Origin of the sequence: Sphingomonas elodea ATCC 31461, assembly GCF_000226955.1 — a bacterium.
In the GTDB taxonomy this organism is placed as follows: Bacteria; Pseudomonadota; Alphaproteobacteria; order Sphingomonadales; family Sphingomonadaceae; genus Sphingomonas; species Sphingomonas elodea.
The window spans coordinates 52,546-72,785 of the sequence record NZ_AGFU01000050.1 but is presented as its reverse complement, the minus strand read 5'-3'; the positions used below and the strand labels follow the sequence as shown (position 1 = coordinate 72,785).

The following is a 20,240-nucleotide window of genomic DNA, read 5'->3' as shown; positions in this document are numbered from 1 at the left end:
CCGTACGTAAAAGGGGGTCAGAGGCCGTGTCGGCGCGCGAAGCGCTCGAACAGGCCGGGCCAGGGATGGGGCGTGCCGTCGGGATCGACCAGGGGCAGGCCGTGGCCACCCTTCTCGAAGATCATCAGCTCGGACGGGAGCTTCGCTGCCTGCAGCGCGGCGAACAGGATCAGGCTGTTGGCCGGCTGCACCACCGGATCGTCGGCCGCGTGGGCGACGAGGGTGGGGGGCATGTCGGCCGGCAAGTCGTGTTCGGCGGAGAAGCGGCGGACCTGCTCCTCGCTTGGGCTGGTGCCGAGCAGTTCCTTGCGCGACCCGCCATGCGCCTCGGGCAAGCGCATCGTGATCACCGGAAAGAACAGGCCAAGCGCCACCGGGCGCGCCGAAAGCCGGTCGGCGGCGTCGACCGGTGCATAGGTGGCAAGGCTCGCGCGGCTGCCGAGCCGGGCGGTGAGATGGCCGCCGGCGGAAAAGCCCATCGCGCCGACCCGCGCGGGATCGATCTTCCACCGCGCGGCGCCGGCGCGGATCAGCCGCATCGCGCGCTGCGCATCCTGCAGCGGCGCGTCCGGACCCGCCGCCCAGCCGTCGTGCGGCAGGCGGTAGAGCAGCTCGAATACGGTAGTGCCGCGCGCGGCGAAGTGGCGGGCGATGCTGGAGCCGGTGCGGCCCAGTGCCACGCGGGCATAGCCGCCGCCGGGAATCATCAGCAGCGCCGAGCCGTCCGGCTTTTCAGCGGGAACGACGTTCAGCATCGGCGTCGCGACATGCGGCCAGGCGATGTCGTCGGCGTCACCGGTGGGGGAGCGCTTGACCCATTCGTCCTTCGCGGTGACGCCCTCGCCGCCGGGCGGACGACCGGGCCAGAGCGGCAGCCGCTCGATCGGTTCGGCGCGGACCGGGACCGCGGCAGCGGCGGTCGCCGCCGCCGAGGCGGCGAGCAGGGTGCGGCGGGTGATCATTGCAGCTCCTCCGGGCGCTGCGGTGCTGCGACCATCGCGACCGGCAGGCCGCCGCGAACGTTGCGCAGCGGTACCAGCTTCACCGGTTCCAGCGCATTGCCGGGCGCGCCGTCCGAGGTGACGGCCAGCGCGATGCTGTTGGCCCCGCGATGGTTGAGGATGCCCTCGGGCACCGGAAAGACGCGCTGGGGCCCGACATGGGCGATGAACTGGCCCATGTTCCAGCCATTGACGAAGATCAGCACGCGGTATCGGGCGCCGGGCGAGCGGGGCTTGCCGGTGTCGCCGAACGCCACGCCGATCGTCGCGTCCTGGCCCTTGGGCAGGTCGAGCGTGAAGCGGCTGCGGTACCAGGTCGTGCCGGGGGCGGCCGGCCCCGCCGCCTTCCAGCCGCGATCGTCGAAGCCGGGGAGATGCCAGCCCATCCGCTCGCCATATTGGCCGCCGTTGTTGGCCACGCCGCGCGCCGGATCGCGCAGATCCTCGCCGCCCTTGCTCCCCTGAATCTTCCAGGTGACCGGCACGGCGAAGCTCGGTCCCCCGGCGGGCTCGATCGAGGCGAAGACGATCCCGCGCGCTTCCTTGTGGAAATCGTCGGCGTCGAGGTCCCAGTTATGGCCGTTGTTGCGGACCATCACCGACAGGACATGGGTACCGGGCGACCGCGCTGCGGCGGGCAGGTCGAACTCGGCGACGCCGGTGGTGATCGGGCGGGGCAGGCCGGCGGGGATCTCGTCGCTGCCGACCAGCCTGCCGTCGAGGAACAGCTGCAGCATCCCTGCGCCGCCCGCGCCGTAATGGATGCGGATGCGCTCGGCGGCGGCGCTGCCTTCGAACCGGCCGCGATACCAGACGTCGCCGTCGTGGAAGCCATAGGCGTCCATCAGCATGTTGGGCACGCCGTCGGGCCGCGCGGTGATGCTGGCATAGGCGCGGTTGTCGATCGCCTGCCAGTCGCGGTCGTCGAAGTCGGGCGCTGCCTCGGGCGTGCCGGGGGCGGAAACCCAGGCGAGATCGGGCAGGGCGATCGGCACGGGGCCGGGGAGGGGCCCGGTCGCGACGAAGCTGCCCGAGGGGGTGCGGGTCGTCGCCACCGGCGCCCCGTTCCAGCGCAGGCTTCGGGTGGCCGCCGGTGCCCAGACTTCGAGCGGCGTCGGCCCTTCGGTATCGCCGGTGAGGGCGAGGCTGCTGCCTTCCGGCGTGGCATGACGGACGAGCGCCGGACCGCGTACCAGCAGGTCCCCCATCCGCCAGAAGCGCGCGCCCTCCGCCTCGTCGCCGATCAGCAGGATGCTCTCCGGCCGGCCGCCGCCGGTGATCCGCAGGCGGGTGAGGCCCTTGTGGGTGTAGGCGAGCTTCAGGTCGCCGCGGGCCGCATCGAAGCTGGAGGCGGCGGTGCCTTCCAGCACCTCGACCTTGGGGGCCGAGCGATAGCGCAGCACCGTTTCGCCCGTCTCGCCGGCGCGGCCGTAGAGCAGCAGCAGGTCGCGGCCGTCCTGGCGCAGCGCCGCCTGCAGCTCCGAACTCGCATAGACCAGCCGCTGTCCGCCCAGCGTCACCCCCGCGACCAGCCACTTCGCGTCGAAGCCATTGAGCGCCATCGGCCAGCTGTACCGCCCGTCGGGCAGGTCGGCGGTGACGGTGAAGCGGTCCTCGGTCTGGCCGTTGGAGGGCTTGTGGGTGACGAGCAGGAAGCGGGCGTCGGTCTCCGGGCTTTTGTTGTGATAGATCTGGATGCGGTCGGACGAAACTGCCACGGGCCCGGCCGGCACCATGCCAGCGAGATCGGGCACGCTCTGGATCAGCCCGGCGAGCTGCTTCAGCTCCTCGGCCTTGGGGCGCAACGCGCGCGTTTCGGCGATCGCCGAGCCATAGTCGTAGCTGGTGAACACCACCGGTGCGGGCAGCCAGCCCCAGCTGGTACCGCCAAAGCCCATGTAGAAGCTCTGGATGGAGATGCCGTTGGCGAGATTGGTGCCGTAGAACACGCGCTGGAACCGCTTGCCCCGCTGGATCGCGTTGCACTCGTAGCCGCCGTTCGATCCCCAGTAATCGAACCAGCCGCCGCCGAATTCGGCGAGGAAGCCCGGCGTGTTGGGCGAGGCGGAGGCGCCCCCCTTCGCGCCGCCGGGGCCGTAAAAGCCCCAATCGGGTGCCGCCGAGCCGCGGGTCGGCTTGCCTGCCACGGTGCAGGTGCCGCCGGGATAGCCGTCGAACGCATACAGGTCGTTCGGCCCCTCGACCGTCTTCTCGACGCCGCCGCCCGCCGGCACCCAATAGCCGTTGCGGCCCTGGTCGTTGTGGAACAGCGGCACGGTGATGCCGTCGGCGCGCGCCTTGGCGGCGAGATGGTCCATGTAGCGGCGCTGCGAAGGCGTGGTCAGCGCCAGTTCGTTCTCGATCTGGTGGAGGATCACATTGCCCTTGTGCCCCTTGCCGTCGCCGTTGATCTGGTGCCGCGCGATGATCGCATGAACCCGGGTCAGCCACTCGTCGGCGGCGGCCATATAGTCGGGATCGTCGGTGCGCGCCCGCGCCCGCTGGTTGATCAGCCAGCCGGGGAAGCCGCCGCGGGTCAGTTCGGCATTCACATAGGGCCCGGCGCGGGTGATGACGTAGAGGCCTTCCTCCTCCGCCATGGTGAGCAGCCGGTCGATGTCGCGGATGCCCGAAAAGTCGTAGACACCGCGCTTCGGGCTGTGAAAACCCCAGTCGAAATAGAAGGCGACGGTGTTGAAGCCGCTGGCCTTCATCTTCTGCAGCACGTCGCGCCAGAGGTCGGGCGAGGGCAGGCGGAAGGCGTGCATCTCGCTCGACCAGATCACCAGCCTTTTGCCGTCGATCATCAGCGAGCGGGCGTCATAGGACACGCGGCCGAAGGTCTTCACCGGCGCGGCGAGATTGGCGGTGGGCTTCGCTTCCTGCGCGGCGGCGGGCAGCGCGGCCAGCAGGGTCGAGGCGAGGAGCGCGGTACGCATCATGGCAGGTAGAAGACCGGGAGGAGCGGCCATTCGAGCGGCTGGTTGTCGGGCGCCACTTCCATCAGCGGCGCCATATGGTCCCACCAGCGGCGCATCACCGGATGGGCGGGCAGCTGGTCGTTGGTGGCGTCGTCGGTGAGCTTCAGCACCGCGAACAGCGCGCCGGTCGCCTCGTCGAGGAAGATCGAATAGTCGCGGATGCCGGCATCGTGCAGTAGCGCGGCCAGCTCCGGCCAGATCGCGTCATGGCGTGCCTTATATTCCTCCGCCATGCCGGCCTTGAGCTGCATCCGGAACGCATGTACCCGCATTTCCCCTCCGCTCCACTATGTGGAACTGTTATGCACGATATGGTAGCAATGCGAGGCGTCGGCGTCAAATGCGATCCGCGTATCGGCTGCATCCTCGAGCAGGATCGGCGCGCGTGCATCGCCGCCGCTCCGCTGGAGCGACAGGCGGGCGCCGCCCAGCCTGCGGACATGGCGTGCCCACAGCCCCCAGGCGGGGGTGGGGCCGAACATGCTCGGTTCGGGATAGGCATCGGCCAGCTCGGGCGGGGAGGGCGGCAGATGGCCTTCCAGTCCACCGTCGAATCGCAGGTCGATATCATACAGGCGGACGTCCTCGATCGGATGTCCGGGCAACCCGGCGAGGATCGCGGCGAAGCGGGGATCCACGCCCACGGCGTTCAGCCCGTGGATGCCGATGTTGCGAAGCGCGCCGACCCGCGTTCCCGCCGGCCCCCGCAGCCGCGCGCCGAGGCGGAGGAACAGCGGCGCGGTGGTGACTTCTTCCATCGTCAGATTCTCGGCGCGCACATCCTCGATCGTGCCGCCGTCGACGCTTTCGATCGCCAGGCCGCGGCTGCGTTCGAAGCGACAGTTGGTGATGGCGATGCGGCGGAAGTCGCCGTTGCTCTCGGTGCCGAGCTTGATGCGGCCGGTCACCCGGTCGCGGTCGGGGGAAAGCTGCTGGGTGCGGCCATGGCTGCCGTCGAGCAGCGTGCCGAGATCATAGCCGGAGATGGTGCAGTCCTCTATGGTCACGTCCTCGCAGGACGTGCGGCCGAGCGCGAGGCTGGTCTTGAGCACGATCGCGTCGTCATTGGGCGTGTTGACCCGGCACCGCGAGACGCGCGCACGGCGGACGCCGTCGAGGTCGATGCCGTCGCGGTTGCTGTCGATGGTGAGGCGGGTGCAGGCGAGGTCCTCCACCTCGCTTGCCAGGATCGCGAAATGGCCGCCGCGGAAAATCGTCAGACCCTCGATGGTGACGCGCCGGCAGCGGGCCAGCGCGATCGCCTTGTTGCCCTGGCCGCGCATCGCCGCGGCATCCTGTTCAAGCCTGGCGACGTCGGCGGGCGTCATCGTCGCCATCGAGAGCGGGCGTTCGCCGCGCTGGGCGCTCCACGGCGTGCCGGGGCCGTTGCGGGTGAGGCCGGCGCCGTCGATCCTGCCCTTGCCTAGGATCGCGATGTCCTCGGCGTCCTCGGCCCAGATCAGGCTGTTGTGCCAGTGGCTGTGGCCGAAATCCTGGTAGAGCTGGGCTCCGCGATCCTCGGGGAGGTCATAGGCACCGTCCGGTCCCGGCGTGGCGGCGAGCAAGGTGGCGCCGGCCTCGATGGCGAGGGTAACGCGGGAAGGCAGGCGCAGCGAGAAGCTGCGATAGGTGCCCGGCGGCAGCAGCACGATCCCGCCGCCAGCCTTGTGCGCGGCGGCAAGCGCGGCGGCGATGGCCGGGCCGTCGAGCGCAACGCCGTCGCCGCGCGCGCCATGGTCGCGGACGTCGAGGACGAGGCCGGTGCGCATCAGCTTCCCGCCGGGCGTTCGCTGCTGGCGGCCAGGCTCGGGGCGAGCCCGAGGCTGTCGAGCGCCGGCGGATGGGCCGGATCGAAGCGGCGCGCTTCGGGGGTGAGGTGGGCGGCGAGGTCCGGCACCGCCTCCGCCAGCCCTGCCGCCACCGCCCGCGCCAGCAGCCAGGCGCCTTCGTTGTTGTGGTGCGTCTTGTCGCGCCCGCCATCGTTGAACAGCTTCGCCGCCTCGGCGGGGCCATAGGCTTCGTACAGCGCGATCGTTGCGGTCTGCAGGTCGACCAGCGGCACCTGCTCTTGCCGTGCGACCTTGCGCATCGCCTCGGCATAGTCGGCCAGCGTGTGGCGGATGCGGCCGGCGTCGAAATTGCGCCGCTCGGGTGAGGTCACCAGCACCGGCCGCCCGCCGCGCCGCCGGACCTCGGCGATATAGGTGCGCAACCAGGCGGGATAGGTGACCGCCGGGTCCGCATAGGTCTGCGGCCATTCGGCCTTCTGGTCGTTATGGCCGAACTGGATCAGCACCCAGTCGCCCGGCTTCACCTGCGACAGCAGCTTGTCGAAGCGCAGCTCGGTGACGAAGGACTTGAGCGTTTCGCCCGATTCCGCGTGGTTGGCGACCGCGATGTTGGGCTGGAACAGCGCCGGCAGCATCTGGCCCCAGCTCGCGGCGGGTTCGGTGCGTTGATCCGTCACCGTGGAGTCCCCCGCGAGGAACACCGTCGGCACCGTCACCGGCTCGATGGTGACGCGCTGCACGCGCGGATCGCCGAGGAACTCGAGGGTGAGCTTGTCGTCCCAGGTGTAGCTGCCCGCCTCACGCGACTTGAGCCGTACCGCGGTGCCGCCGGGGGCATTCAACGGCGGCGCGGCGAGCGTGGCCGTGCGCACATTGACGACGAAGCTGGCGGTGACGAACTGCCCCGGCGCGGTGGTGATGGCGCGCAGCATCAGCCGGCGCGATTCCGCCTTCACCGTGGTGCGGCTGGCCGCGCGGGCATCGCCCAGCCGCACCGTCACCCGGTAATTGCCCTCGGGCACCGCTACCGAGAAGAGCCGCTCGCGCGCCTTGCCCCCCGGCTCATAGCCGAAGCCGCCCGGCTGATAGGGCGTGCCCTCGGCCACCGCGACGCTGCCGGGCCGGGCCGGCGCACCGGGCGCGAGATCGAAGGTCTGCGGACCGGTCACCATCGCGAGCATCGCGAGCATCCACATGGGGTCCCGGCCTATTTGTGCGTGGCAAGGTCGAACGAGAGATGCGGCGGCTGGTTGTACGCCGTGTTCTGCCAGGCGATGCCGAGCCGGTAGACCGGATCGTGCATCAGCGTCGGCAGCCGGATCGCGGTTGGGTACGGCGTGGCGTAGATGCGCAGCTCGCGGCTGTCGGTGCTGGGCAGCACCAGTTCCTCCCGCCAGTCGCCGAGGATGTCGGCGGAGAGGGCGGGGTTGCGCTTCGTGCCGTTGTTCGAGGTGGTGCCCGGCGGATCGAGCAGCAGCTTCTCGGTACTCGTGGTCCAGTCCCATTTGGTGATGCGGGTGCCGTCGAGCAACTCGGCCAGCGCGTCGCCATCCCAATAGATGCTGAAATTGGCCGCGCGCGGATGGCCGCCGGGGATCACCGTGCCGCGCGCGTCATAGAGCTCGGGCGAGTTGCTCGCCCAGGCCTCGGCGCCCGGGAAGCGGGGGTCGATGTCCACCGCGATGCCGCGGCCGGTATCCTTGTCCGCGGGGGTGGACCAGAGCAGCGCGCCGGTGCGCGCATCGAGCATCGCCGCGCCGCGATTGCCGCTGCGTCGCATCTCCTCGTGCACGCCGAACTTCTCCAGGCCGGGCCGCGTGGGATCGAGATCGCCGACATGCATGGTGTCGCCGTGCCCGAGGCCGGAGGACCACAGCCCCTTGCCGTCGTCGTCCACCGCCATCGATCCGTAGATCACCTCGTCGCGGCCATCGCCGTCGACATCGGCGACCGAGAGCTGGTGGTTGCCATTGTCGCCATATTTCTCGTTGCCGGGCGCCGCGCTGTCGAACAGCCAGCGCTGGGTGAGCTTGCCGTCGCGCCAGTCCCAGGCGGCGACGGTCGAGCGGGCATAATAGCCGCGGCCGAACACCAGGCTCGGCCGGTGTCCGTCGAGATAGGCGACGCCCGCCAGATAGCGCTCCGAGCGATTGCCATAGCCGTCGCCCCACAGCGCCTTGAGGCCGGCTTCGGTGTCGGCGCCGCGCGGCGGGGCATAGGGCGCGGTGGCGAGTGCGCGGCCGGTGCGGCCGTCGAACACGGTCAGATATTCCGGCCCGTCGAGGATGCGGCCCTTCAGGTTTGCCAGCTTGCGGCCGTCGCTGGTGACCGTGGAGCCGGTGCGATCGCCCACCTCCACCGTCGCATCGCCGTGGCGCCAGTCCTTGCGCGGATCGCCCACGGCCTTTCCGGTGCCGTCGATCGTTCCGTCGGCGGTCTTCATCGCGATTTCGGCGCGGCCGTCGCCGTCGAGGTCGAACACCATGAACTGGGTATAATGCGCGCCCGATCGGATGTTGCGGCCCAGGTCGATCCGCCAGAGCTTCCTGCCCTCCAGCGTATAGGCGTCGATCAGCGTCTCGCCGGTATAGCCGGCAAACGCATTGTCCTTGGCGATGCCGGGGGCCCATTTGACGATCAGCTCGTAGCGGCCGTCGCCGTCGAGATCGCCGACCGAAACGTCGTTGGCGCTGTAGCTATAGGGCTCGCCCTCGGGGGTGGTGCGGTCCGCCGGCTTTTCCAGCGGTACGGCGAGATAGCCCCCGGCCCAGACACCCACCGGACCCCCGGCCGCGCGGCCGTTCACCGCCAGCGCATAGCGTGAGGTCGGGGTACCGGCCTTGTCGAGGAAGCTGGTCGGCTGGCCGGCGGCGATGCTGGCGATCGGCCTGCCGTCGCGGTACAGGGTGAAGCGGATTCCCTTGGGGTCGGTACCGAGCAGCCGCCATGCGACATGCACGCCGCCGTCCGCGCCCGGCACCGCCACCAGCACGCGGTCCAGCCGTTCGACCTGGCGACCCTGCAGCGTGTCGGTGGTCTGCGCAGCGAGCGGCGCGGCAAGGGCGGCGGCGAACAGGGCGATACGCATCAACGGCAGCTCCTGGATACGCAAAAAAACGGGCCGCCGGGGTGAAAACGGCGGCCCGAGGGGAGGTAAGGGTCAGAACTGGAAATTGACGCCGAAGTTGAAGGTGCGCCCGATCCGCGTCTGGAACAGCGTGTCGCGGCGGACGCTGTCGATGTAGAGGTTGTTGCGCTCGTCGGTGAGGTTCTGCACCTCGGCGATCAGCTTGATATGGTCGTTCAGATTGTACGAGGCCGAAGCGTCGACGAAGGTGTTCGGCGAATTGCCCTGCAGGTCGCTGCCCGGCGAGGCCGGGATCGCGCGGATGTAGCGATCGCGGTAGCTGGCCGTCGCGCGGATGCTGAACTTGCTGTCTTCATAGAACAGCGTGCCGCTCGCCGTGTTCTTCGAAAGGCCGACCAGGTCCGCCGTTGTCGTCACGGTCGGCACGCCACCGGCGCTCGCCAGGATGTAGCGGATCTTCGAGGTCACGCGGGTATAGTTGCCCAGCACGCCCAGATTCTTCAGGAACCCCGGCAGGAAGCGCATCTGCACCTGCGCATTAACCTCGATGCCGTTCAGCTTGCCGCCCGGCGTGTTGACCGGCTGGCCGATGGTGAAGTCCTCGGTCGGTGCGGTGTTGGTGTTGTCGAGCAGCGCGACCGGCAGGCCCAGCTGGTTGAACGGGATCTGGCTCGTCACCCGCTGGATGTAGGTTTTGATGTTCTTGTGGAAATAGGCGACCGAGAGGAGCGAACCGGGCTGGAAATACCATTCCAGCGCAGCGTCGAACGTGTCGGCGCGGATCGGATCCAGATAGGGGTTGTTGATGTTGCCCACCCGCGTCGTGGCGGTAACGCCGCTGGTCGGGGCAAGCTGGCCCAGCTCGGGGCGGGACATGACCTTCGCGGCGGCAAGGCGGACGAGCAGGTTGCGGGCCGGCTCGATGACCAGGTTCGCCGAGGGCAGCCAGTCGTCATAGCCCCGCACGACCTGGCCATATTGTCCGCGCAAATTGGTCGGCGTCTGTCCGGCCGCGGCCACGCTGATATAGCCTGCCGCCAGCATGTCGGTCTTCACATAGCGCACGCCTGCGTCGCCGCGCACCTTGAACGGCAGCGCGAAACCGGTGTCGAAGGTCGCCATCGCATAGACGCTCTTCACCGATTCCCGGATGCGCGAGGCGACAGCACCGCATTCGGTGCGGCAGAACTGGATCGCGTCGTAATTGAAGACCTGCGCCCATTTGTCTGCATCGATCGACGCCCAGCTCTTGGGCGCGCCGCTGCCGAACAGCTGGTCCAGCCCGCTGATCTGGCGGGTGATGCTGGCGAGCGAGGTGCCGGCCGGCAGCGCCTGGACGATCGTCTGCGCCGCATAGGGCAGCGACGTATAGGCGTTGAAGTCGGCGTTGCGATACTGGCCGCCGACGCGCAGCTTGAGCGCGTCGCTGAAGCTGTAGTCGAGGTTCAACTCGCCGGTGAAATTGTCGGTCTGGTTCTTCGAGGGCTTGCCCTGGAAGCTGAACCCGCCGAGCACCGTGCCGTCGGCGCGGCCGGGGGCATAGCTGAAGTTGGCCGGGTCGGAGACGTCGAAACCGAAGCCGATCAGCGGGGTGCTGCGGCCGTTCCGGAAATCGACCGAGAAATTGGGCGTGTCGATCGCGTCCATGAAGGTCTGGAAGCGCTTGGGATTCCACCAGACCGACTGATTCTTGCCGACGAACATCTCGATCTGCAGATGATCGTTGAAACGGTGCCGCAGGTTGGTGTTCACCTGGAGGAAGTCGGAGGTCCAGTGGTCGACCAGGCCTTCGGAGCGGACGTCGACCCCGTCGAACAGGCCATAGACGAGCGAGCCGTTCGAGGTGAACTGCGCGTCGCGTACCGAGACCATCGGCTGGCCGTTGTTGGTGATCGAGCGACCGAACGAGATGCCGGCGATATAGTTGTCGCGGCGGGTCACCTCGAAGCGCGAATAGATCGCGTCGACGCTGATATCGGTGTCATCGTCCGGACGGAACTGTAGCGACAGCGTGCCGCCCATGCGTTCGGTGTTCTGCTCCGAATTCACGTAGCGGGGGAGGCGCGGCAGGAAGGCGCCGCTGCCCGGCACGTTGGGCAGGTCGGCGCGGCGGAGATTGGCGATGGTGTTGTATGCTGCCAGCGTGCCGGTGCGCGGGTTGCCGGTGCTGCACAAGGTCGCGGTGGCGCCTTTGGTGCCGACCGCCGGGCTGATCGGGGCATAGCCGACGGGCGTGCAGAAGGGCTGAACCGGTGCCGGGCCGGCCGCACCGTCGGGATCGACACCGTTGGTGTTGGCGGAGAGGATGTCGACCGCCGAATAGCCGACTTCGCGCATCCGCCGCTTCTGATAGGCAAAGCTGGCGAGCACGCCGAACCGGCCGTCGGCGAACTTCTTGCCGACCAGCAGCGAACCGCGCGGGTCGGTCTTCTTGCTGATCTCGTTGTAGACGCCGCGCAGCGTGGCGGTGAGAGTGAAATCTTTCTTGAGGTCGAGCGGCTTGGGGGCGCTCAGGTCCACCGTCGCGCCGAGCGAGCCTTCCTCGACATCGGCCGAGGTCGTCTTGCGGACGGCCAGCGCCGAGAAGATTTCGGTCGGGAAGACGTTGAAGTCGAAGCTGCGGCCCGAATTGCCCGCGCCGTAGATGTCGGACGAGCCGGTCTGCGAGCTGCCTTCCATCCCGTTGATGCGGACGCGGGTGAAGGCGGCGCCCAGGCCGCGGACCGAGATGTTGCGGCCCTCGCCGCCATCGCCGCGCGAGAGTGCGACGCCGGGCACGCGCTGCATCGATTCGGCGAGGTTGCTGTCGGGGAACTTGCCGATGTCCTCGGCGACGATCGAATCGACCGCCGCGGTCTCGTTGCGCTTCAGGCTCAGCGCGCTGTCGAGCGAGGCGCGGAAGCCGCGGACGACGATTTCGGCCTCTTCGGGCGGTGAGCTCTGGTCCTGCGCCGGGGGGCTGCTGGTCTGGGCTACCGCCGGGGCGGTCGCCGCGATGGCGATGGCAAGGGCGAAGCCCGAGGCGCCACGACGGACCGCGAGGGCATGCAATGCGGAACGATGGGACATTATCCTCTCCCTTTTCTAGGTTTCCGCGGGCGATGCGCCCGTCGGTTGCAGCGGTCTCACGCCGTGCTGTCCCAATATGTATTACGTAGTTCCATCATTTAGCCAAGCGGTTTTTTAGCGCAGCACGGCCGATCGCCGGCGCGAAGCGACGGACGGCAGCAGCCCGGGAACGGGGCGTGGAGATGGGGCGGGGCCGGGCGAGCCGCGCTGCGACTCGCCGCGCGATCAGCCCGGGGTGGGCACCAGCCGGACGGTGGTCGCCTCGCCCGCGAGCGGCACGGCCGTGGCACCCCGCTCGGGGGTCCCGCCCTCGACGCGATAGGCGCGTCCGGCGGTGGTCTTTTGCAGCCGCACCAGCGCGCGGGGCGTCGTCGCGTTGCGCGGATCGAGCGTCAGCGTCACCGTGCCGGTCGTCGGTACGTAGCGGGCAGCGGCGATCTTGCCGGCCTCGAGCGTGATCCACAGGCCCGCAGGCGCGACGAACAGGCGGCTGCGCGCGCCGTCCCTGGGCTGAATCGTGATCGCATCGGGGGCGACGCGAACATTGCCGCCATAGCCGAGCCAGCCGAAGGTCGGATCCTGCACCAGATAGGTGGCGGCGCCGTACGCATGGGCGAAATAGCCCGAGCCATAGTCGCCGCTATAGGGGTCCCATTCCATCCGGTCCGGCCAGCTGTGGAACGCCGCCGATCCGAAGCCGTCGCGATCGATGTTGGTGATGCCGCCCATCAGCCCGCCATAGGCGACGCGCAGCAGGTGCAGGTCGGACGGATTCGCGCGGAATGCCTCGAACAGCGGCAACGCGTTGTTGGTCGAGCCGTAATGGTGGATCTGGCGCTCGATACGCGGATATTTGCCGCCATAGAGGAAATCCCAATAGCGCCGGGCATTCCCGTTATAGCCCCAGTGCGGGATCAGCGGGTCATAGCCCAGGATCACCTCCACGGTTTCCGCCGCCTGCTTCGGATAACCGAAATAGCGCATCCAGGCATAGACCTCGGGCTGGCCGGTCGAATCCCACGCCATCTCACTGCCGAACGGATAGGCAAGGCCCTTCCAGTGATCGGCGCGGGACTTCATCAGCGCCTCGATCTGCGCGGCGCCGTCGGCGATCCCCTCGCGCTTCAGATCGTCGAGCACGTCGACGAAAACCTCACCCTCCATCTGGCCGAACTGGGTATAGTAAGGCGCATCGCGCATCATCGCGACGATCGTCAGCCGCGCATGGTCGAGATACCAGCGCCAGTCGTGATGGGTGACGAGCCCCGGATGGTTGCGCGCCAGCCGGTAGAGCGTCCAATAAGCGAGCGCGACATGCGGGTAGTTGAACGAGCGGCCGAGATCGCCGGCATCCTTCTTCGACCAGCTGGTCCAGCTCTTCCAGTTGGACTCGGGATCGTAATAGCCGGGCATGCCTTCGGGATCATAGTAGAAGAGGCTCTTCTTCACCGCGCCGATATGCTCGCCGTCTGCCACCTGCAGCTTGCCGAAGATCGTCTTGTCGACCAGCGTCTCCAGCCGCTCGATCTCGGCCGGGTCGGGATTGTCGAGCTGCTTCATGATCGCGGCGATCCAGCCGCCGGCGCCGCCCTCGTCGCTCATGCCGGCGATCCACACGCGCGGTTCCTGGGTCAGGACCTTGCCCGCCTCGCGATCATAGCTGAGGATCGCGGGCGACCGGCCGAACGGATCCTTGGGATCGTCGAACCACTGCTTGGTCGTGGTGAAACGGCCGAGATCGGCCATCGTCGCCTCGAGCGGCTTGGTGACGAAATACTGCACCGTCTGCGCGGTGCCGTCGGCATAGGTGATGGTGAGGCGGGCGCGGCCCCAGCCGGTCCCCCGCACCGCATAGCGCCGCCAGCCATTGACCATTCCCGCCGCCGTGACGGTCATCGCGCCGGCAGGCGAGACGTCCACCTTGCGCACGGGCTGGGCGTATTTGAGGAAGAGCGCGGCCTCGAGGTCGTTCGGCACGACATAACCGGGCACGCCCAGCGCCACGGGGCGCCCCTGTGCGACGAGGGTCGACTGGATGCCGCGGATCGACGGCGCCTGCACCAGCCGCACGCCGATGGTTCGCGCTTCGCCCGGCGCCAGCGTGAAGCTGGTGGGCGGATTCCATTGTTCACCCGCCTTGCGCCATTCCTGCTCGACAAAGCCCTTGGAGGCGACGGTCCAGTCGTAAAAGCCTTCGGAAACCTGGCTGCGCGGGCTCTTGTCGGTGAAGATCGCCAGCGGCTCGCGCGGGTTCTTGAGCGGCGCGTAACTCTCCAGCGGCGTTCGGCCGTCGGGCAGCACCAGCAGCGCCGGACCCTTGCCGTTCAGCCGCGTGACCTGGAGATAGCCGGCATCGCGGCCGATATAGGGATCGACGAAGCTCGCCGCCGCATGCGCCGTCTCCAGCGTGCGATCCTGAAGGATGTTGTCGAACACCATCGGCAGCCCCAGCCCGCCCACCTCGACCGGCGCGGCGGAGGTGTTGACCAGCCGGAAGCGCAGCACCGGCACGCCGGCCGCGTCCACCCAGCGCCGTTCGACGCGCAGCGGGATACCTTCCCCCATGCTGGCGGTGATGTCGGCCGCGGCGAACACGCCCGGCGTCCGCGGCAGCGCGGCGATGGGCTTGCGCGCGCGGGCCGAGGCGAAGTCCCGCCAGGCGCCACCCGCGGTTCGCAACCGGATGTTGATGTCGCCGACATGGTTGTAGCCGTCGCCTTGCCGCTCGGCCTCGCGTCCGCCGGGCACGAAATCGAAGCCGGGCTCTGCGACAGGCGATAGCCGGGCGAGCGTGCCGGTGTCGCTGCGCAGGGCGAGCAGGAAGGCGCCCACGCGCATCGGCGTGGTGCGGATCGGCGGATAGACCGGCTTTGCCTCCTGCTTCTCCTGCGCGAAGAGGGGGGCGGCGAAGGGCAGGCTGCTCACGCCGGCAAGGGCGGCGGTGGCAAGGATGAGGCGCGGGGCATGCAGTCGCGCCACACGTCCGCTGGTGCCATGCCGCCGATCCGCTACCATTCTCGCAACTCCCCTTGCAGGATCCGCGGTAGACCATGGCCGGTACAGCCGGTCAAGAATATTATACGATATAAGATGGCCGCGGCGGACGCTGCTTGACCGGACCGCGAAGCCTTCGTAGATCGTATACGATTGGAAGAGGGGTAGGAATGGCACGCACGCGAAGAGAGTTGTTGGCGGGGGCCGGCGGGGCATTGCTCGCAGCTGGGGCGCTGCCAACCGCCGTACGGGCCGCGGGTGCCACGATACTTCCGGCGAAGCTCTCGCCGCTTCCCTTGACGGCGATCCGCCTGCGCCCCTCCGATTATGCCAGCGCCGTGGAGGTCAACCACCGCGCGCTGCTCCAGCTCGAGCCCGACCGGCTACTCCACAATTTCCGCAAATATGCCGGACTGGAGCCGAAGGGTAAACTCTACGGCGGATGGGAGAGCGACACCATCGCCGGCCACACGCTCGGCCACTATCTCACCGCGCTGGTGCTGATGTGGCAGCAGACCGGCGATCCCGAGATGCGCCGCCGCGCCGACTATATCGTGGCGGAACTGGCCGAGGCGCAGGCGAAGCGCGGCACCGGCTATGTCGGCGCGCTGGGGCGCAAGCGGAAGGACGGCACGATCGTCGACGGCGAGGAGATCTTCCCCGAGATCATGCGCGGCGAGATCAAGTCGGGCGGCTTCGATCTCAACGGCAGCTGGTCGCCGCTCTACACCGTCCACAAGGTCTTCGCCGGGCTGCTCGACGTCCATGCCGGCTGGGGCAATGCCCAGGCGCTGCAGGTGACGCTGGGCCTTGCCGGCTATTTCGAGAAGGTGTTCGCCGCGCTCAACGACGCGCAGATGCAGCAGATGCTGGGCTGCGAATATGGCGGCCTGAACGAAAGCTATGCCGAGCTTTATGCCCGCACCCGCGATGCGCGCTGGATGGTGGTCGCCAAGCGGCTCTACGACGATCGCGTGCTGGGTCCGCTGAAGGCGGGCGAGGACAAGCTCGCCAACTTCCACGCCAACACCCAGGTGCCCAAGCTGATCGGCCTGGCGCGCATCCACGAGCTGACCGGCGATGCCGGCGACGCCACCGCCGCCCGCTTCTTCTGGGAACGGGTGACCGGGCATCACAGCTATGTGATCGGCGGCAATGCCGACCGCGAATATTTCTCCGCGCCCGACAGCATCGCCCAGCACATCACCGACCAGACGTGCGAGCATTGCAACACCTACAACATGCTCAAGCTGACCAGCCATTTGTTCGCCTGGCAGCCGAACGGCGTGCTGTTCGACTATTATGAGCGCGCCCACCTCAACCATGTGATGGCGGCGCAGAATCCCAAGACCGGCGGCTTCACCTATATGACCCCGCTGATGAGCGGCGCCGAGCGTCAATATTCGCAGCCGAACGAGGATGCCTTCTGGTGCTGCATCGGCTCGGGGCTGGAGAGCCATGCCAAGCATGGCGAGGCGGCGTTCTGGCAGGGCGAGGGCGCACTGCTCGTCAATCTCTACATCCCGGCGGAGATCGACTGGAAGGCCCAGAAGGCGAAGCTGGTGCTCGACACCGCCTATCCGTTCGAGGGCACGGCGACGCTCAAGGTCGAGCAGCTTGCCCGCGCGGCACGTTTCGCCATCGCGCTGCGCGTGCCCGGCTGGGCCGAGGGCAAGGCGGTAGTGACGGTGAACGGAAAGCCGGGGGACGCGGTGTTCGATCGCGGCTATGCGATCGTCGCGCGCAGCTGGAAGAGGGACGACACCATCGCCATCAGCCTGCCGATGGCGTTGCGGCTGGAGGCGGCGCCGGGCGACGACAGTACGGTCGCAGTGCTGCGCGGGCCGATGGTGCTGGCGGGCGACCTCGGTCCCACCTCCACCCCGTGGAATGCCGGCGATCCGGCGCTGGTGGGGACGGACTTGCTCGCCGCCTTCACCCCCGCGCCCGAGCCTGCGGTGTTCGAGACACGCGGCATCGTACGCCCGGCCGACCTGCGCTTCGTGCCCTTCTACCGCCAGGTCGAGCGGCGCAGCGCGGTCTATTTCCGGCGCTTCAGCGAGGCGCAGTGGCGGCAGGAACAGGCCGCCTTCCTCGCCGAGCAGGCCCGGCTGAAGGACGTGGCGGCGCGCTCGGTCGACGTGATGCACCTGGGTGAGATGCAGCCCGAGCGCGACCATGACCTGCGCTCGGACATTTCCTACCCCGTCTCCTATCGCGGGCGGCAGGGGCGCGATGCGCGCTCGGGCGGCTATTTCGACTTCAAGATGAAGGTGAAGGACGGCCCGCTGCTGCTCCAGGCGACCTATTGGGGTGGCGAGCGGGAGCGCAGCTTTGACATCTTGGTCGACGGCGTGAAGATCGCCACCCAGACGCTCAACGACAAGGAACAGCCGGGCAAGTTCTACGACGTCACCTATCCGCTCCCCGAGGCGCTGACCAAGGGCAAGAGAAGCGTGCGCGTCCGCTTTGTGCCGCACGATCGCAGCAGCGCCGGGCCCGTGTTCGGCGTGGTGCTGTTCACCGCCAGGCCGTGAGCGTGGCGACGCAAGGATCGGGTGTCCGCCTGACATTGGACGAGGTTCGCGCGCTCGCCCGGCGGGTGCTGCTTGCGGCAGGCCTTGCCGAGGACCATGTCGAGGCGGTCGCCGAGACGATGGTCGCGGGCGAGCGCGACGGCTGCGCCTCGCACGGCATCTACCGGCTGCTGGTCGCGGCGAACACCATCGCCAAGGGCAAGGTGGTGCGCGATGCCGTGCCGGTGCTGTCCGAGCCGGCCCGCGCGCTGGCCCGCGTGGAGGGCGGTGGCGGCTTCGCCCAGCTGGCCTTCGCAGTCGGCAAGCCGGCCTTGATCGCGAAGGCGCGCGCCTATGGCATTGCCGCGCTCGCGCTCAACAACGTCGTCCATTTCGCCGCGCTCTGGCCCGAGGTCGAGGCACTGGCGGAGGAAGGGCTGGTGGCGCTCGCCTTCACCCCCAGCCACGCCTGGGTCGCGCCCGCCGGGGGCACGCGGCCGGTGTTCGGCACCAATCCGATCGCGTTCGGCTGGCCCCGCCTGGCACCGGCGCCGCCTTTCGTCTTCGACTTCGCCACCAGCAAGGTCGCGCGCGGCGAGATCGAGCTGCACCGTCGCGCAGGCAAGGCGGTGCCGGAAGACTGGGGCATCGATGCGGAGGGTCGGCCGACCACCGACCCCGCCGCGATCCTCGACGGCGCGATGCGCACCTTTGGGGGGCACAAGGGATCCGCGCTCGCCGCGATGGTGGAGCTGGTCGCCGGCCCGCTGATCGGCGACTGGACCAGCGCGGAATCGATCGCCGCCGATGCCGGCGCGGGTGCCTCGCCGCTGGGCGGCGAGCTGATCGTCGCGATCGATCCCACCGGGTTCCTCGGCGAAGCGGTCGCTGGGCACCTGCTCCGGGCCGAGGCGCTCTTCGACGCGATCGAGGGGCAGGGCGCCCGCCTGCCCTCGGCGCGCCGCTATGCCGCCCGTGCGCGCAGCCTTGCCGAAGGGGTGCGGATCCCCGAGAAACTCTATGCCGACATTCTAGCGCTGGAAGCGAGCCTCACGCCATGAAGCCCATTCTCCTCCTCACCGCCGCCCTGCTCGCCACCGCCGGGGCGCCCGCGCCGAAGCCGGCGAGCCCCGATGCCCGCCTCAAGGCGATCATCGACAGCGAATACAAGTGGCGGACGGAGCAGCAGGGCCCGGGCGAGGACACGCCGGCGGCCAAGGGCGGCCTGCCCGATGTCGGGCCGGCAGCCCAGGCGGCCCGGCTCGCGCGCTGGACGGCGGTGTCGCGCCAGCTCGCCGCGATCGACCCGGCGAAGCTGAGCCCCAAGGGCCGGATCGACTATCTGGTGTACAAGGGTCAGATCGATGCACTGCTCGCCGAACAGCGTTTCCGCGATTACGAGAAGCCGCTGACCTCGGACACCAGCTTCTGGAGCGATCTCGCCGGATCGGCGCGGGAGAGCTTCCTGACCGAGGACCAGTACCGCGCCTACATCAAGACGCTGCGCGACATGCCCCGCTATTTCGACCAGAACATCGCCAATATGCGCGCCGGGCTCGCCCGCGGGTTCACGCCGCCCAAGGTGACGCTCACCGGCCGCGACATCGGTGTGGCGCAGGTGGTGGAGGCGCCGGTCGAGCAGAATCTCTATTACACCCCGTTCCAGAAATTTCCGGGCGCGATTCCGGCATCGGTTCAGGCCGAGCTGCGCCGCGAAGGGGCGGCGGCGATCCGTGAGGCGGTGATCCCGGCGCATGCCAAGCTGCTCGAGTTCCTGCGCAAGGACTATATCCCCGGCGCCCGCACGCCGCTCGCGGCGACGACGCTGCCCGACGGCCAGGCCTATTACCGCTCCAAGATCCGCGAATATGTGACCCGCGACATGACCGCCGAGCAGGTCCATGCCGTGGGGGTGCGCGAAGTGGCGAAGATCCGCGCCGAGATGATGACGGTGAAGGCCGAGGCGAAGTTCGACGGCGACCTGCCGGCGTTCCTCAACTTCCTGCGTACCGATCCGCAATTCTACGCCAAGACGCCGCGCGAGCTGCTCTACCACGCCGCCTGGGCGGCCAAGCAGTTCGACGGCAAGGCCGGGCAATATTTCGGCCATCTGCCGCGCCGCCGCTTCGCGATCGTGCCCGTGCCGGACGATCTCGCCCCCTTCTACACCGGCGGGCGCGGCGGGCCGGGCGTCTATCTGGTCAACACCTATGATCTCAAGTCGCGGCCCTTCTATCAGCTCACCGCGCTCACCCTGCACGAAAGCGCGCCGGGCCATGCCTTCCAGATGCCGCTGGCCAATGAGAACAAGGCGCTGCCGCCCTTCCGCCGCGATACCTATCTCTCCGCCTATGGTGAGGGCTGGGCGCTCTATTCGGAGAAGCTCGGCGTCGAGATGGGCATGTACGAGACGCCGTACGATCATTTCGGCATGCTCAGCTACCAGATGTGGCGCGCCGCGCGGCTGGTGGTCGATACCGGCATCCACGCGATGGGCTGGACGCGCGAGCAGGCCCAGGCCTTCCTCCGCGACAATACCGCGCTCAGCAATCACGAGATCGAGACCGAGGTCGACCGCTACATCGCCTGGCCCGGTCAGGCGCTGAGCTATTATATGGGCGAGCTGGCGTTTCTGGACGCGCGGGCGCGGGCCGAGAAGGCGCTCGGCCCCAAGTTCAACCTCCGCGCCTGGCACGATGCGATGCTGCAGCTGGGATCGGTGCCGCTGACCGTGATCGACCTGCGCACCGACCAGTTCATCCGCGAAGGCGGCAAGGGCCCCTATCCCGACGAGGAGTGAC

At 68.7% G+C, this 20,240-nt stretch carries 11 protein-coding genes; 3 read left to right on the top strand and 8 right to left on the bottom strand.

Translation table 11 applies throughout. From position 1 onward, the window contains the following. Nucleotides 1-17: 17 nt before the first annotated feature. The 8 genes from KK7_RS0114170 to KK7_RS0114135 all read right to left on the bottom strand — a co-directional run bounded on the left by KK7_RS0114170 (nt 18) and on the right by KK7_RS0114135 (nt 14,944). The gene (locus tag KK7_RS0114170) at nt 18-962 is read right to left on the bottom strand and encodes an alpha/beta hydrolase (RefSeq protein WP_010545302.1); all 945 of its coding nucleotides are present in this window, start codon (nt 960-962) and stop codon (nt 18-20) included. After that, nucleotides 959-3,940 (bottom strand): glycoside hydrolase family 35 protein, encoded by a 2,982-nt coding sequence (locus tag KK7_RS0114165; protein WP_029623296.1) that lies wholly within the window; start codon nt 3,938-3,940, stop codon nt 959-961. Before KK7_RS0114165 ends, KK7_RS0114170 begins: the two co-directional genes overlap by 4 nt. Then, a complete protein-coding gene (locus tag KK7_RS0114160; protein WP_010545300.1) occupies nt 3,940-4,254 on the bottom strand; it encodes an L-rhamnose mutarotase in 315 nt (104 codons plus the stop codon). Before KK7_RS0114160 ends, KK7_RS0114165 begins: the two co-directional genes overlap by 1 nt. Before the next feature lie 15 nt (nt 4,255-4,269). Continuing rightward, on the bottom strand, nt 4,270-5,751 hold the full coding sequence (locus tag KK7_RS0114155) for a rhamnogalacturonidase (protein WP_010545299.1): 1,482 nt from the start codon (nt 5,749-5,751) through the stop codon (nt 4,270-4,272). After that, nucleotides 5,751-6,968, bottom strand: a complete 1,218-nt coding sequence (locus tag KK7_RS0114150) for a rhamnogalacturonan acetylesterase (protein WP_010545298.1) — start codon at nt 6,966-6,968, stop codon at nt 5,751-5,753. Before KK7_RS0114150 ends, KK7_RS0114155 begins: the two co-directional genes overlap by 1 nt. Nucleotides 6,969-6,979: 11 nt before the next feature. After that, on the bottom strand, nt 6,980-8,860 hold the full coding sequence (locus tag KK7_RS0114145; RefSeq protein ID WP_010545297.1) for a rhamnogalacturonan lyase: 1,881 nt from the start codon (nt 8,858-8,860) through the stop codon (nt 6,980-6,982). A 72-nt stretch (nt 8,861-8,932) separates the two neighbouring features. Beyond that, entirely contained in the window at nt 8,933-11,929 is a 2,997-nt protein-coding gene (locus tag KK7_RS0114140; RefSeq protein ID WP_086011771.1) for a TonB-dependent receptor, read from the bottom strand. A gap of 225 nt (nt 11,930-12,154) precedes the next feature. Continuing rightward, complete coding sequence (locus KK7_RS0114135; RefSeq protein ID WP_010545295.1) at nt 12,155-14,944, bottom strand: DUF5695 domain-containing protein; 2,790 nt, start codon at nt 14,942-14,944, stop codon at nt 12,155-12,157. Nucleotides 14,945-15,219: 275 nt separating this feature from the next. On the opposite strand from KK7_RS0114135, the gene KK7_RS0114130 reads away from it, so the two are divergent. Genes KK7_RS0114130 through KK7_RS0114120 form a run of 3 tightly spaced genes read left to right on the top strand, consistent with a single transcriptional unit; the run spans nt 15,220 to nt 20,239 of the window. Further along, nucleotides 15,220-17,460, top strand: coding sequence for a beta-L-arabinofuranosidase domain-containing protein (locus tag KK7_RS0114130; protein ID WP_010545294.1), 2,241 nt, complete (start codon nt 15,220-15,222; stop codon nt 17,458-17,460). A 2-nt stretch (nt 17,461-17,462) separates the two neighbouring features. Then, nucleotides 17,463-18,500 carry an Ldh family oxidoreductase gene (locus KK7_RS0114125; protein WP_237709219.1) on the top strand — a complete coding sequence of 346 codons (1,038 nt, stop codon included), beginning with the start codon at nt 17,463-17,465 and terminating at the stop codon, nt 18,498-18,500. Beyond that, nucleotides 18,497-20,239, top strand: coding sequence for a DUF885 domain-containing protein (locus KK7_RS0114120; RefSeq protein ID WP_010545292.1), 1,743 nt, complete (start codon nt 18,497-18,499; stop codon nt 20,237-20,239). Before KK7_RS0114125 ends, KK7_RS0114120 begins: the two co-directional genes overlap by 4 nt. The last annotated feature ends 1 nt before the right edge of the window (nt 20,240 follow it).

Bases quoted from the DNA above. Each gene is read 5' to 3' on its own strand.
- KK7_RS0114160 (WP_010545300.1), bottom strand. From the start codon at position 4,254: ATGCGGGTACATGCGTTCCGGATGCAGCTCAAGGCCGGCATGGCGGAG.
- KK7_RS0114150 (WP_010545298.1), bottom strand. From the start codon at position 6,968: ATGTGGATGCTCGCGATGCTCGCGATGGTGACCGGTCCGCAGACCTTC.
- KK7_RS0114155 (WP_010545299.1), bottom strand. From the start codon at position 5,751: ATGCGCACCGGCCTCGTCCTCGACGTCCGCGACCATGGCGCGCGCGGC.
- KK7_RS0114165 (WP_029623296.1), bottom strand. From the start codon at position 3,940: ATGCGTACCGCGCTCCTCGCCTCGACCCTGCTGGCCGCGCTGCCCGCC.
- KK7_RS0114140 (WP_086011771.1), bottom strand. From the start codon at position 11,929: ATGTCCCATCGTTCCGCATTGCATGCCCTCGCGGTCCGTCGTGGCGCC.
- KK7_RS0114145 (WP_010545297.1), bottom strand. From the start codon at position 8,860: ATGCGTATCGCCCTGTTCGCCGCCGCCCTTGCCGCGCCGCTCGCTGCG.
- KK7_RS0114170 (WP_010545302.1), bottom strand. From the start codon at position 962: ATGATCACCCGCCGCACCCTGCTCGCCGCCTCGGCGGCGGCGACCGCC.
- KK7_RS0114120 (WP_010545292.1), top strand. From the start codon at position 18,497: ATGAAGCCCATTCTCCTCCTCACCGCCGCCCTGCTCGCCACCGCCGGG.
- KK7_RS0114135 (WP_010545295.1), bottom strand. From the start codon at position 14,944: ATGGTAGCGGATCGGCGGCATGGCACCAGCGGACGTGTGGCGCGACTG.